The organism is Paenibacillus sp. Root52 (genome assembly GCF_001426865.1).
Taxonomy (GTDB): Bacteria; Bacillota; Bacilli; order Paenibacillales; family Paenibacillaceae; genus Paenibacillus.
The window spans coordinates 220806-233273 of sequence record NZ_LMFO01000023.1 but is presented as its reverse complement, the minus strand read 5'-3'; the positions used below and the strand labels follow the sequence as shown (position 1 = coordinate 233273).

Below are 12468 nucleotides of genomic sequence, written 5' to 3'. Positions count from 1 at the left end.
TGAAGGAGGCATTAGACTATGGCTGCGTCCGGAACAGATCGCATGGTAGTCGTCCCCAAAGAAAACTATCATATGCATAGGGTGCGGAACAAAACATCGGACCTGCTCTATTCCATCTTCCGATATGCACTAGTAATTGGAATTTCGTTTATTATCCTATATCCATTGTTTCTCAAAATTTCGGTTACGTTCAAGGATAAGCAGGATATTTATAATCCAACGATCTATATGATTCCGCAGCATTTCACGTTGGATAATATTAAGCTTGCGGCGCAGGTAATGGATTACCTGCCTTTGCTTGCGAACACGCTCTTATTTGTAACCATCACCACCATACTCACGGCAATATCTTGTGCTCTTGCTGGATATGGGTTTGCACGTTTTTCTTTTCCGGGTAGTAATGTGTTATTTGTACTCGTCATTCTTACGATTTTGGTGCCGACCAGCACTTTGATGGTGCCGATGTATCTGCACTTCCGTAGCTTTGACTTTATGGGTATTATTCATCTGTTTACCGGGCGAGATGGGATTAATTTGCTCAATACGTACTGGCCGTCCATTATTACAGCAGCAACTGCGGGAGGGTTAAAGGCAGGTTTGTTCATTTATATTTTCCGTCAGTTCTTCAAAGGCATGCCTAAAGAGATCGAAGAAGCCGCATTGATCGACGGTGCGGGTGGATTTCGAACATTTGCTAGAATTATGTTACCCAATGCCATATCACCGCTGATTACAGTTATTCTGTTTTCATTTGTATGGCAGTATAACGATACATTCTACTCGGCATTGTTCATGAGTGAGAGCCCACTTATCTCACTTAAGGTCGCTTCATTACCTGCACAGGCGAACCAATTGATTCCGCAACTGATGGGCTTTGGTTCCAACTCAGGTATGAAGGCAGACCCGAACTATGTTGCGATGATTGTAGACACAGGCATTTTGCTCGCTATTGCACCGTTAATTATTTTGTATTTGTTTGTACAGCGGTATTTCGTTGAGAGTATCGAGCGTTCTGGAATCGTTGGTTAACACAGCAAGACTCAAGTTCTTCGATAAGAACTTGGGTCTGTTGTTTGTTATGCTGGTATCTAACCTAATCTTAGATGAAAAGGGGGGACATATGTTGTGCGAGAGTGGCAAGACCGATTTTAACGCCTATCATTATTTTGATAAAAGGGTTGGACCATTTCGTAATCTTTCCAGTCTACCTGAGCAGGAAGCAGAGGAGATTAGCAATCAGCTTCGACAAGAAGGATTGAGCTTTGCCAGCAAACGTTCAGATGATTATATGATGATTCGTAGAGAGCTTGAAATGAAGGCGTACGAGCAATTTGTCGCCAAAGGGGGAAAGCCCATGCATACGTTTCCTCACTATATGACATTAGGAGCATGTAATTGGCTTGAATCTTGGTATATGGAATCGGCGTGTGTTCGTATTCCGTGGGAATATCTGAATGAGGCTTATGTCAGTTTCACCTACGGAGATCTGTTCCCAACGATGAGATATACGGACGGTAAACCATATCGCAAACAGGTGTTTACTAAAAGCGAAATTGTGGACGTTATTCATCGATATGGATGGCCGCAGGAGTGGAATCGTCAGGGCAATCTTGGCCCAGAGCGCTACATTGAAGTTCAGGTATGGGATAAGCGCATAATCGAGCCCTATATAGGTTGTTCCAAAAGTCCGCTTTTGAATACGAAGGATACCTAACGGCATCTCAGCGTCGAAGATGAGATTCAGCCAAATAAGTAGAACACGTACTTATATAGAGTCATAGGGAATGGCTGTAAAATAAATCATTCTTTCGTTCAGCTCCTATACAGGATAAGTCCGGTTGTTTAACGAATACGATAGAGAAACGAGCTTTCCTAATCCAATTACTAGAGGGGTTAAAATTCATGAATCTATTTGAGCAATGTTCAGGTCAAACGTTATCCTCCAATTTGCAATGGTTGAATGAGCCAGCAGAGTGGTTTATTCAGGATGGAGAAGTCACGATTACCGTTCCACCGGTAAGTGATTTTTTCATTGATCCAGCAGGTGCTGCGGTAAAAGCTTCTGCGCCATACTTACATACAGTGATTAAGGGTGATTTCAGTATTGTTGCAAGAATAGAGGTGGATATGAGAGAACAGTATGATTCGGGATGTCTGATGCTTATGGCAGATGATGTACACTGGGCTAAAGTATGTTTTGAATTTTTCGAAGGTCAGCCTTCTATTCTGAGTGTTGTGACACGAGGGGATTCCGATGATTGCGTATCATCCCCTGTAGACGTGAACAAGCCATATTTGCGCATTGCTCGCTCGGGTAACAGCTTTGCGTTCCATTACTCACAGGATGGCGAGAAGTGGAAGCTGGTTCGATATTTTGGCATGGAATGTCCTGAAGAGATTAAGGTGGGTATTGTCGCCCAATCTCCTGTCGGACAGGGAAGCATGTCAACATTTACAGAGGTACAGCTTCAGTATGGTGTAGACACAGATATTCGCCGTGTGAAGTGACGGATATCTGTGTCTATAAGCTATTTCACTCGAATCAATAATCCGAACAAACCCAGTACAGCGAAAGTTAGAAACGCAATTGTATTGGAGAACATTTCAATGGTGTATCCCGCCATGGAAGAGCCTAAGAATTGTCCAACTCCGAGCGCGAGGAAGGCAAGGCTAATCCCAATGGATACATTTGGAGTGAAGAGTCTTGTTGCCCAAACGATAAATACACTAGTTAGGAATATATATGTGCTGCCAAACATGATCGCTGAAGTCAGACTAGCAGTCATCGAAGGCAGTAGGATAACCCCAAGTGAGAGGGACAAGAGCAGAATCCCTAGTCGGTAAGACCGGCGAATTTCAATGCGTTCAATAATGCGTCCGGCACATCCACCGAGTATGCCCATTACCCCCATAACGATCCAGAAAAGGACAGCTTCCGAATCGGAGGCTCCTTTTTCGTCTGTAAGGAAGTTTCGGGCAAACGTCCAATAGATTGCAGAACTAAAACCTGTTAACAGACAAGCCATGAGTAACGCAGCACCGGGCCGGGTTGGCTTCATACATGCCCAGATCGATTTGGTGCAAGGGAGTGTTTTGGTCGCTGGGATGACACGTCTATTCCATAACAGAACGATAATGCCGATCGCGGCAAATATAATGTAGGTTAAACGCCAGTAATCGGTCAACAGCCAATAGAGCGGGCCAGAGACAACAATTCCGAAGCTGGTTCCTGTATTGATCCAACTGTTGCCTCTCGCCTGCAAATGAGGTGCAAGTTCGGCATTAACGGTATTACCGAGAGCAGGGGAAGCCCAGCCTGTGCTTAGACCAGCGAGAAAGACGCTGAATGCAAGCACCCATGCATTCTGAGATAGAGCAATGCCTATTAATCCAAGCACGGCACTGATTCCAGCCAATTGAAGAACATAATGATGGCCTCTGTGATTAATGATTAATGGAGCAGTCAGAAGGGACAGACAGTATGCAATGTAGGTTCCTGAGTTAATCGCACCCGAAGCGGCATCGTTTAATTGCAGCGCTTCTGAAATTTCCGGCATAAACAGCCCATAACTGAAACGCCCAAAGGCGTAACAAACAGCGATAAGTGCAATGCCTGGGAAAATGATTTTTTTCAATTGATTCACCGCCTTTTAGATAGAACGATCATTATATTTCTTGCGAAATAAAAAAGTGAGTTGAATTACTAACTCACCCTGTGTACTAGGATTTGAAACTTTTTTCCGTCATGTGAATCAGTTCTCTGCAGACATTATGTACATCTTCTGTTTCGGCAAGTGCAGTCGAGCCCTCCAGCAGCAGGATAAACTGCAACAGCTCTCGGTCACTCAGCGAGGGATTTAATTTTTTGATCAGGGTCATTACATGTTTTTTATGTGCATTTACCGTTTGTACGATCACATGATCGGCGGCTCCTCCAAACTCTTCCTTAGCACGCAAAAACAAACATCCTCTGTTCTCATGTTCCATGAGCCAGCGTGCATGTCCTTCAGCTAAATTAAGGAAGATGGGCTTCGATTGGTTGTCCGCATATTGCCGCAGTTGTTCGAGATAGCGCTGCTCCCGTCGCAGTAGGACTTCGACAATGAGATCATCCTTGGATTCGAAGTGGTTGTATAGTGTCATAATCGCGATTTCCGCATCTGTAATAATCCGCTTTAAGCCGATGGCATGAAATCCATGGAGATAGAACAACTTTTCAGCTACATTTAATAGCATTTCCTTTTTGCTGCTCATCATCAATCATACTCCTTCCACTAAAAGATAGAACGATCATTATATCTGGTATGTTATATCCATCCATTTGAATTGTCAATTTGTGTTAATATATCAGGATATCTTTATTCTCCGCCATAGTTGCTAATAGTGAGTCTCCTAATTTTAAAAATATTATAAATAGTGGTATATGAGATCTTACGTATGAAATTGAATTTTGGATCAATGCATTGAGAAACTTGTCTATTTTATTGAGCATATATAAACATGGTATAGTGAAAATGAATGTTTTTGAGTGAAGTGATTGTGTAAGGCATTAAAAGAGTAGATTCAGGGAAGCAAGGAGAGGGTTCATATCCTGCATGAAGAGAGATGCATTCAGTCCGTTAAACATAATAAGATAATGATGCAAGATTTACAGCATGCCCGCAGTCTTCATCTGCCGCAGTGCTACATCGGAGCAGGATATGTCCGTAACTATATTTGGGATGAACTGCATGGATACGATCATCGTGAACTACATGACGATATTGATGTGGTCTATTATGATGCAGAAGATATAAGCGAAGATCGGGATACGATGCTGGAAAAAGAGCTTCAACAGGTTACTGGAAATCCCAAATGGTCTGTGAAAAATCAGGCGAGGATGCATCTGCGTAATCATGCCAAGCCCTATAAGTCGACAGAGGATGCCCTCCGGCATTGGCCTGAGATCGTTACGGCTATAGGTGTACAGGTTGATGAGCAAGATAATATTCGCATCTGTGCTCCACATGGGCTGGAGGATCTGTATCGGTTGATCGTACGTAAAAGCCCGTTCTTCATGGATGCAGATTATTATAATCAGCGGGTAGAGAAGAAATGCTGGCAACAACGATGGCCTAAGCTCAACATAATCATCGCACAGGGAGGAGAAGCATGAGGAAGATCACAACATTTTTACGAGAGAAAGGCCTCATCATTGATATTATTTTACTCGTGTGTTTAGTTATTTTTCTAATAATCTGGGGTAGGAATTTTGCAGTCACGTTTTTTGGTGCGATCAGTGTGGCATTTATGGTATTACGGCGTATTAATTATGAGAAACATGTTGTGCTGAAACGTATTATCCTGTCTGGATTAGGCATTGTAGCGGTTTCATTTATCATTATCGAAGCTCTTGTATTTACCCAATTGGGGGCAAATGATCAGGAAGAAGCGGATTATGTCATCATATTAGGATCGGGTATTAAAGGTACAGAGCTGTCGCTTACGCTCAAACAACGATTGGATGCCAGCCTAGATTATATTCAAGCTCATCCGCAGATTCCCGTCATCGTTTCCGGAGGTCAGGGGCCAGGAGAAGACATCACAGAAGCCCTTGCCATGAAAACATATCTGTTGACTCAAGGGATTAACGCTAACCGAATTATCATGGAGGATCGCTCTACATCGACAAGAGAGAACTTAGTTTTCTCTAAGGAAATAATAGATCAAGCTGGGGTGATGAACCCTGAGATCATGATTGTAACGAGTGATTATCATATGTTCCGTGCGAAGTATTTGGCGGTTAAAAGTGGATACTCTGCCGAATATGGTATCTCAGCTTCATCGCCAGTACACCTCAAACCGATCTATATGATTCGTGAATATCTAGCCGTGATCAAGGCGTTGATTTAGATTTACAGCCATGGAGTGCCAAATGCGCTCTGTGGCTGTTTTTATTATAAGAACAGAAATATGTAGTACAATAGGATATAGTTGGAAGGACATGGAGAAAGAAAGGAATCGGATACAATGAAGACACACATCTTGTTGTTTGAAGGTTATGTTTCGTTTGAAATTATGTTAGCCAGTTATTTTATGAAAACCCAGGGTGACGTGATTACAGTGGCCTTGGATGAAGGGGCTTTTCGTTCGTATGAGGGGTTATCCGTCAATCCAGATCTAATAATGAATCAGGTTGATCCGTCTACGGTGGAACTGTTAATCATCCCAGGAGGGGATGTGACCTCACTGCTTAAGCGAAAAGAATTGATGAACTGGCTTCGCATACTGAATGGACAAATGACTCCAATTGCAGCCATCTGTTCAGGAACCTTATTGCTTGGTCAAGCGCAAATTCTGGAGGATAAATCCTTTACGACTAACGCAGAGGCACAGATGAGAGACATCACTATCCAAGGTGTGTATATGAATACCAACGTTGTCGTAGATGGGCATATTATAACGGCTAAGGCCAATGCTTATGTTGATTTTGGTATTGAGATTGGTAAGGCCATGAATATCTATTCAAGCACGGAGGATCTGGAAGAAACGATTGAAGTGTTCAAATATTTCAAAGCTAAACCATGATATAATATGTGGCGTTATATAGAAGAACGAGATATAGGAGTGAATGATCATTACTGCATTTAAATTAGCTTCTTTATACGAACAGAAGCAGATCACAACAAACGAGATGGAAGAGATCGTACGCATACTGGCACAGGCGCCATTATTATATGATGACGGACAGATCATTCAAGTTCATGATTTTGTAAATGGCTTGGAGATTACGCTGCAGCCGAGTGCTCGTCCTGCAGTAATTGAGCTGTATGAACTAGCTGTACAGGCTTGCCGTCAATATCCGGATAACTCGACATACGAACAGTTTCAGGATGCACTAGGGTTACAGGCTGAGTTGTGGCAGGAAGAAGTGCTGACACTGGCAATGTGGATGAACTGGTTGAAGCAGATCGCTGAGGGGGGTCGAACTTTACCAGAGTATCATTTTGAAGCTATGCTCGGGGCGTTGCCGGATGGGTTCATGATCCATGATTTTTATGATGAGCTACGATATCAATTGGAGCAGAATCCTTCCAATGATTGGGCGATGCAAGAGCGTGATCGATTGTATGCTGCTATGGGAGCAAAATAAAAGTTCATTAGATTATGAAACTAGCACCCAAATGGAAATGAGGGGATGGAATGAATAAGGTCGTTTTGGCAGGTGGAACTGGATTTGTAGGTCAGGATTTTGCTAGGCGGTTTCAGCAGCTAGGTTATGAGGTGGGTATTATCTCACGCCAGTCTGGTCATATAGCCTGGGAGGATCGAGAAGCCATCATTCAAGCGCTGGAAGGTGCCGAGTTATTAATTAATCTGGCTGGTAAATCTGTGAACTGTAGGTACACAGAAGAAAACCGCAGGATCATTCTGGAATCCCGCACACAAACCACGCGTATCCTTGGGGAGAGTGTCTTGGCTTGTAACAACCCTCCTAAACTATGGATTAACTCAAGCACAGCTACCATATATCGACATGCTGAAGATCGACCTATGACGGAACAGGACGGGGAGATCGGTACAGGCTTCTCGGTAGATGTAGCTACAGCATGGGAGCAAGCTTTTTTTGAATTCAGTTTGCCTTCTACCCGGCAGATTGCACTACGAATTGCCATTGTGCTGGGGAACGGCGGGGTCATGGAGCCTTTAACGAATCTGGTTCGTTTTAGGTTAGGTGGTTCTCAGGGTTCTGGAAGGCAGCAGTTTAGTTGGATTCATATCGAGGATCTGTTTCGGATGGTGATCTATTTACAGGAGCATCCTCAGTTGGAAGGTGTATTCAACGCCTCCTCACCTCATCCTGTTACCAATCGTCAATTGATGGCAGCACTGAGACAACAAATGGGTGTGGGATGGGGACTCTCTTCACCGCGCTGGATGTTAGAATTCGGTGCTCGTATCATTCGAACGGAGACAGAACTCGTGCTCAAAAGTCGTTGGGTCATTCCCGCGAGATTAGAGCATGAAGGCTTCGTATTCACATATAATACACTGGATACAGCGCTCGCTGAGATCCTGAAGCAGAAGAATTAATCTATACGGCTATTCAGCCTCAGGAAGAAAGGTTGTTCTGAAGAATAGATGTAACTTACCCATACAGCAACACGATGAGAAGGGCAGCGGCGACTGTCCTTCTGTTATTCTATTTGCATGTCTTGGCATGAGGTATAGAGAACGTAGAGATTGCTTGGTAAACGGAGTGAGAAAGAAGGTGAATTTATTGACGAATGGAAAAAGGAAGACGGACAATGCACCGGTGGTCTTAATAACCGGCACATCTAGTGGATTTGGGATGCTGACAGCGATTAGTTTGGCGAAACGAGGTTATCTGGTTGTAGCAACGATGCGTGATCTCAGTCGTAAGGAAGCGCTGGTGAGGTTAGCCGCAGAAGCGGGAATCTCGGATCAAATACGATACATACGCTTGGACGTCACTGATCCCCATTCAGTTACGGAGGCGATGGATGAGATCCTGCGGCATGATCACCGTATTGATATGTTGGTGAATAATGCAGGCTTTGCGGTCGGAGGATTTATTGAGGAAGTACCCATGGCGGATTGGCGTAGGCAAATGGAGACCAATCTGTTTGGACTTATTGAGGTAACACGCGCTGTTCTGCCAGTGATGCGTAAGCAAAAAAGTGGATTCATTATTAATCTTTCCAGCGTTAGTGGACTATCGGGCTTTCCGGGATATGCACCTTATGCTACCTCTAAGTTTGCCGTGGAAGGTTTCACAGAAAGCTTACGCCATGAGATGGCTCCATTTGGTATAAAGGCTGTATTGGTAGAGCCCGGCGCTTATCGTACCCCTATCTGGAATAAGGGCCTAGGTGAGATTCGTCAGCAGGAGCAGTCGCCTTACAACAAGCAGCTGGATGCAGTGCTCCGGTATTCCCGTCGTACAGGCGAAACTGCGCCTGATCCGCAAGAAGTGGCTGACCTAATCGTTCGGATTGGACAGATGCGCTCCCCACGACTTCGCTATGCGCTCGGCAAAGGTTCTCGTTTACTAATTATCGGTAAGGCTCTATTGCCTTGGAAGTGGTTCGAGCGGATTATTGCCCGTGGATTGAAATAAAAATAAAGGATGGACAGCTAGCCTATCCTTGAATCTTTTTAGTATTGATTGTTGTGCGGTATATATCATGCAAGGTTATTAATATATGAACCTATGAAACTGCAAGGAGTGAAAGGTATGCGCAAAGATTCCCTCAACGAATCTATTTCGATTCGCAATATTGTACGTGAAGATGCAGAGCACTACTGGTCTTTTCGGTTAGAAGCTCTCAAAAATCATCCTGAAGCGTTCGGTGCTTCGTTTGAAATTTCAGTACAGCTCCCCATGACTGAGGTGCAAGACCGCATACATAATGAGCCGGATGATTACATTCTTGGAGCATACGCACAAGATGGTTCTCTTGCAGGCATGATGGGGTTCAAGCGAGAATATGGGCTAAAGTTAAGGCACAAAGGTATGATCTGGGGAGTCTATGTGTCTCCTGCCTATCGTGGGCTTGGAGTGGCTTCTCGTCTACTTCAGGAAGTGCTGGAGCGAGGAAGACAGCTAGAGGGATTGAAACAAATTAATCTATGTGTCGTTACAACGAACGAATCAGCAAAGCGTTTATATGAGCAAGCCGGCTTTGAGACATACGGAATCGAAAAAAATGCCTTGGAAGTGTACGGTCAGGGATATGATGAAGCTCATATGACATACTTTTATACGAATCAAAAGCAGGTAGTCGAGTTTGTTGCTACAGAATGCTCATTCGTCATTACGCAATCTCAATTCGTATCTCGTAAGAATATACCGTATAATGGAAAATGATTGGGAGAATAGATGGATATGCAGGTATGCTCGATCTGGGTCTTATACATGTCTTATGTGAACAGAACAGAGGTGTGTCATTGGCGATGATCCGAACTTTTGAACAAAAGGACTTACAATATGTCATTGAAGCTCATATCCGTATCTATCGAAATGAGTATAATTATGATCATAGCTTTGCTATTTTCATTGAGGAATCTGTTCGGGAGTTCAGTCGTACTTGTCGTCCCAAGAAGGAAATGATCTGGATTGTTGATCTGGACGGAGTTGCCACAGGTTGCATTGGGCTCGTTGAATTGAATGAACACACCGCTCAATTGCGTTGGTTTCTCATTGAACCTGATGCTCGCAATGAAGGCTGGGGTCGTCAGCTTGTTGAGCATGCTATCCAGTTTGCTAGAGAACAAGACTATGCCTCGATCCTATTATGGACTAATCAAGATTTAACAGGAGCACGCAGACTATATCAATCCTTTGGTTTTCATGTGGCGGAAACGAAGCGGCAGTTCTTATCGGGACAGGAGCTTACGGAGGAGAAGTGGGTGCTTCCCCTGACCTAGGTTGTTGGGGTAAGGGAGGACACGCTCTGAAGCAATGGAGCGTTGCATAGGCAAGTAACGAGCAGCATAGAGAAGAACATACGGCGGAGCATTGGAAGAGTGGCAAAGACTAGCTCATGCAGTATAAAATGAAGGAAGAATCAACATACCTCACCTCCAGTCATCATGAGCAGGAATACCGGGTTCCATGGAACCTGAAAGAATACGTTATAGAGGTGAAACCTTTGAACAAGAAAATTGCATTTTTTGACTCAGGCATTGGTGGTTTAACGGTGTTACATCGAGCATTGCAGCAATTTCCTGAAGAACAGTTTATATATTACGCAGATACATTACATGTTCCCTACGGCCCCAAAACTGCGGATGAGGTAAGAGGACACATTTATGATGCTGTAGAAGCGATCCTGCGCGAAAATGTAAAAGCCATCGTCATTGCTTGCAATACAGCAACCAGCCTGTCAGTGAAGGAGTTGCGTGCCCGAATCGACATTCCGGTCATCGGCATGGAGCCGGCGGTGAAGCCAGCAGTGGAGATGAATCGTGAGAGTGGAAAAAGAGTGCTTGTTTTTGCCACGGCATTGACCCTGAGCCAAGCTAAATATAATGAGTTGGTATCTCGCGTAGATGACCATAACACCGTGGATTCCATCCCACTTCCTGAACTTGTAGAGTGGTGCGAGCAATTGGATTTTGATGAGGATAAGATCACCGATTATTTCCGGATGAAAATGGCGGATCTAGATCTGAACATGTATGGAACCGTGGTGCTTGGTTGCACACATTATCCATATTATACCGCCATGCTTCGCAAGGTTCTCCCAGCACATGTGCGAATTATTGATGGAAGTATGGGCACCGTTAATCGCCTGCAACAGCTCCTTGGACTGTCTGAGCAACACGGGGTGTGGACAGAAGATCAGATTACTTTTCTCAGTTCCTCTGGGAAATCGGAAGATCTGGACAATATGAAACATGCCTTACAGTACCTTCAAATGAGCAACTTGTGATCTCGTATAACAGGAGGGTCAGATATGAAGTCCATTTATCTCATTCGACATGCCCAAGCGACGGGACAGGAACCCGAGTCTGAACTTACATTAGAAGGATTGCAACAAGCTGAGAAGCTTGCAAGGGTGTTTGCACAACACTCGATAACCTATATTGTTTCAAGTCCTTGGAAACGGGCGCTACAGACGGCGATGCCGCTTAGCGTAGCCTTATCCCAGCAGGTACATACAGATGAACGTCTTCAGGAAAGGGTGTTAAGCACCCTGCATCTGGAACACTGGATGGATTCATTAAGACGCACATACACGGATGAAGATTGGACGGAAGAAGGGGGAGAGTCTTCTCGCACGGCAACGGCACGTGGCATGAATGTATTGGAAGAGTTGTGGAACCGATCTGAATCAAGCGCCGCAGTGGTGACTCATGGGAATTTGTTATCCTTGATCATCCGCCAGTACGATTCATCCTTCGGATTTGAAGCGTGGAGATCCCTCACGAATCCAGACGTATATGTGTTAGAGCGGACAGCGGATGGGTTAACTCCTTCGATTCGTCGATTCTGGACGGATTGAACAACAAAAAAGAGTGCTATAGCTAACCTCTAGAACACTCTTTTTCTTGTATTGAATTTTTTATTGTGAGAATTACAGAGCTGCGATCAGTAATGTTACCCATCCAGCGAGAAATGCAACCCCGCCTAATGGGGTGATGGCACCAAGCTTACGTACACCTGTAATACTGAGTACATAAAGACTGCCTGAGAACAGGATAATGCCAGCGAATAAAAGCCATCCAGCGAGTAATACTAGCGAAGTTTGCTCTAAGCGATCCGCCAGCAGTCCCATGATAATTAGTCCAAGTCCATGAATGAGGTGATATTGTACACCCGTCTCATAAATTTTGATCATGTCAGCGGACAATTTGCGTTTCAGTGCATGTGCTCCAAATGCACCCAAAGCTACGGCCAGAAACATCATAATACTGCCTAGTATGATTAACGTTTGCATAGGGATATCTCCTTCAAATAGT

General features: G+C 44.2%; 16 protein-coding genes. 13 read left to right on the top strand and 3 right to left on the bottom strand.

Features of this window, described 5'->3' with window-relative positions; genetic code table 11:
* Positions 1 to 18: 18 nt before the first annotated feature.
* From ASD24_RS18665 to ASD24_RS18655, 3 genes are all read left to right on the top strand, one after another.
* Positions 19 to 1029: a carbohydrate ABC transporter permease gene (locus ASD24_RS18665; protein WP_082560458.1), complete on the top strand. Its 1011-nt coding sequence runs from the start codon at positions 19 to 21 to the stop codon at positions 1027 to 1029.
* A 91-nt stretch (positions 1030 to 1120) separates the two neighbouring features.
* Positions 1121 to 1714 (top strand): hypothetical protein, encoded by a 594-nt coding sequence (locus ASD24_RS18660; RefSeq protein WP_056698784.1) that lies wholly within the window; start codon positions 1121 to 1123, stop codon positions 1712 to 1714.
* A 188-nt stretch (positions 1715 to 1902) separates the two neighbouring features.
* On the top strand, positions 1903 to 2508 hold the full coding sequence (locus ASD24_RS18655) for a DUF1349 domain-containing protein (protein WP_056698781.1): 606 nt from the start codon (positions 1903 to 1905) through the stop codon (positions 2506 to 2508).
* 20 nt (positions 2509 to 2528) lie between these two features.
* Here the strand turns inward: ASD24_RS18655 and ASD24_RS18650 are convergent, their stop codons facing one another.
* Positions 2529 to 3635: an MFS transporter gene (locus ASD24_RS18650; RefSeq protein ID WP_056698778.1), complete on the bottom strand. Its 1107-nt coding sequence runs from the start codon at positions 3633 to 3635 to the stop codon at positions 2529 to 2531.
* An 85-nt stretch (positions 3636 to 3720) separates the two neighbouring features.
* On the bottom strand, positions 3721 to 4257 hold the full coding sequence (locus ASD24_RS18645; protein WP_235540667.1) for a TetR/AcrR family transcriptional regulator: 537 nt from the start codon (positions 4255 to 4257) through the stop codon (positions 3721 to 3723).
* A 379-nt stretch (positions 4258 to 4636) separates the two neighbouring features.
* Here ASD24_RS18645 and ASD24_RS18640 point away from each other — a divergent pair, with 379 nt between their 5' ends.
* The 10 genes from ASD24_RS18640 (at position 4637) to ASD24_RS18595 (ending at position 12011) form a co-directional block, all read left to right on the top strand.
* Positions 4637 to 5155 (top strand): nucleotidyltransferase family protein, encoded by a 519-nt coding sequence (locus tag ASD24_RS18640; RefSeq protein ID WP_235540665.1) that lies wholly within the window; start codon positions 4637 to 4639, stop codon positions 5153 to 5155.
* Entirely contained in the window at positions 5152 to 5892 is a 741-nt protein-coding gene (locus ASD24_RS18635) for a YdcF family protein (RefSeq protein WP_056698772.1), read from the top strand. The genes ASD24_RS18640 and ASD24_RS18635 overlap by 4 nt, the downstream gene beginning before the upstream one ends.
* A gap of 117 nt (positions 5893 to 6009) precedes the next feature.
* Complete coding sequence (locus tag ASD24_RS18630) at positions 6010 to 6567, top strand: DJ-1/PfpI family protein (protein ID WP_056698770.1); 558 nt, start codon at positions 6010 to 6012, stop codon at positions 6565 to 6567.
* Between the two features lie 43 nt (positions 6568 to 6610).
* A complete protein-coding gene (locus tag ASD24_RS18625) occupies positions 6611 to 7132 on the top strand; it encodes a hypothetical protein (RefSeq protein WP_056698766.1) in 522 nt (173 codons plus the stop codon).
* A gap of 50 nt (positions 7133 to 7182) precedes the next feature.
* On the top strand, positions 7183 to 8073 hold the full coding sequence (locus ASD24_RS18620) for a TIGR01777 family oxidoreductase (RefSeq protein WP_056698763.1): 891 nt from the start codon (positions 7183 to 7185) through the stop codon (positions 8071 to 8073).
* A gap of 187 nt (positions 8074 to 8260) precedes the next feature.
* Positions 8261 to 9121: an SDR family oxidoreductase gene (locus ASD24_RS18615; protein WP_056698759.1), complete on the top strand. Its 861-nt coding sequence runs from the start codon at positions 8261 to 8263 to the stop codon at positions 9119 to 9121.
* A 93-nt stretch (positions 9122 to 9214) separates the two neighbouring features.
* Positions 9215 to 9871 carry a GNAT family N-acetyltransferase gene (locus ASD24_RS18610; protein WP_327205247.1) on the top strand — a complete coding sequence of 219 codons (657 nt, stop codon included), beginning with the start codon at positions 9215 to 9217 and terminating at the stop codon, positions 9869 to 9871.
* Positions 9872 to 9957: 86 nt separating this feature from the next.
* Positions 9958 to 10431 carry a GNAT family N-acetyltransferase gene (locus ASD24_RS18605; RefSeq protein ID WP_162248957.1) on the top strand — a complete coding sequence of 158 codons (474 nt, stop codon included), beginning with the start codon at positions 9958 to 9960 and terminating at the stop codon, positions 10429 to 10431.
* A gap of 116 nt (positions 10432 to 10547) precedes the next feature.
* Positions 10548 to 11438: a glutamate racemase gene (gene murI / locus ASD24_RS18600; RefSeq protein WP_235540663.1), complete on the top strand. Its 891-nt coding sequence runs from the start codon at positions 10548 to 10550 to the stop codon at positions 11436 to 11438.
* Positions 11439 to 11462: 24 nt separating this feature from the next.
* Positions 11463 to 12011, top strand: a complete 549-nt coding sequence (locus tag ASD24_RS18595) for a histidine phosphatase family protein (protein ID WP_056698754.1) — start codon at positions 11463 to 11465, stop codon at positions 12009 to 12011.
* Positions 12012 to 12083: 72 nt separating this feature from the next.
* Here the strand turns inward: ASD24_RS18595 and ASD24_RS18590 are convergent, their stop codons facing one another.
* Entirely contained in the window at positions 12084 to 12446 is a 363-nt protein-coding gene (locus ASD24_RS18590) for a DUF423 domain-containing protein (RefSeq protein ID WP_056698751.1), read from the bottom strand.
* Between the last annotated feature and the right edge of the window lie 22 nt (positions 12447 to 12468).

What these genes read in the sequence shown, in the direction of transcription:
- murI (WP_235540663.1), top strand. Translation starts at nt 10,548, where the DNA reads ATGCAGTATAAAATGAAGGAAGAATCAACATACCTCACCTCCAGTCAT.
- ASD24_RS18620 (WP_056698763.1), top strand. Translation starts at nt 7,183, where the DNA reads ATGAATAAGGTCGTTTTGGCAGGTGGAACTGGATTTGTAGGTCAGGAT.
- ASD24_RS18590 (WP_056698751.1), bottom strand. Translation starts at nt 12,446, where the DNA reads ATGCAAACGTTAATCATACTAGGCAGTATTATGATGTTTCTGGCCGTA.
- ASD24_RS18640 (WP_235540665.1), top strand. Translation starts at nt 4,637, where the DNA reads ATGATGCAAGATTTACAGCATGCCCGCAGTCTTCATCTGCCGCAGTGC.
- ASD24_RS18625 (WP_056698766.1), top strand. Translation starts at nt 6,611, where the DNA reads ATGATCATTACTGCATTTAAATTAGCTTCTTTATACGAACAGAAGCAG.
- ASD24_RS18660 (WP_056698784.1), top strand. Translation starts at nt 1,121, where the DNA reads ATGTTGTGCGAGAGTGGCAAGACCGATTTTAACGCCTATCATTATTTT.
- ASD24_RS18655 (WP_056698781.1), top strand. Translation starts at nt 1,903, where the DNA reads ATGAATCTATTTGAGCAATGTTCAGGTCAAACGTTATCCTCCAATTTG.
- ASD24_RS18635 (WP_056698772.1), top strand. Translation starts at nt 5,152, where the DNA reads ATGAGGAAGATCACAACATTTTTACGAGAGAAAGGCCTCATCATTGAT.
- ASD24_RS18665 (WP_082560458.1), top strand. Translation starts at nt 19, where the DNA reads ATGGCTGCGTCCGGAACAGATCGCATGGTAGTCGTCCCCAAAGAAAAC.
- ASD24_RS18605 (WP_162248957.1), top strand. Translation starts at nt 9,958, where the DNA reads ATGATCCGAACTTTTGAACAAAAGGACTTACAATATGTCATTGAAGCT.
- ASD24_RS18645 (WP_235540667.1), bottom strand. Translation starts at nt 4,257, where the DNA reads ATGATGAGCAGCAAAAAGGAAATGCTATTAAATGTAGCTGAAAAGTTG.
- ASD24_RS18610 (WP_327205247.1), top strand. Translation starts at nt 9,215, where the DNA reads ATGAAACTGCAAGGAGTGAAAGGTATGCGCAAAGATTCCCTCAACGAA.
- ASD24_RS18595 (WP_056698754.1), top strand. Translation starts at nt 11,463, where the DNA reads ATGAAGTCCATTTATCTCATTCGACATGCCCAAGCGACGGGACAGGAA.
- ASD24_RS18630 (WP_056698770.1), top strand. Translation starts at nt 6,010, where the DNA reads ATGAAGACACACATCTTGTTGTTTGAAGGTTATGTTTCGTTTGAAATT.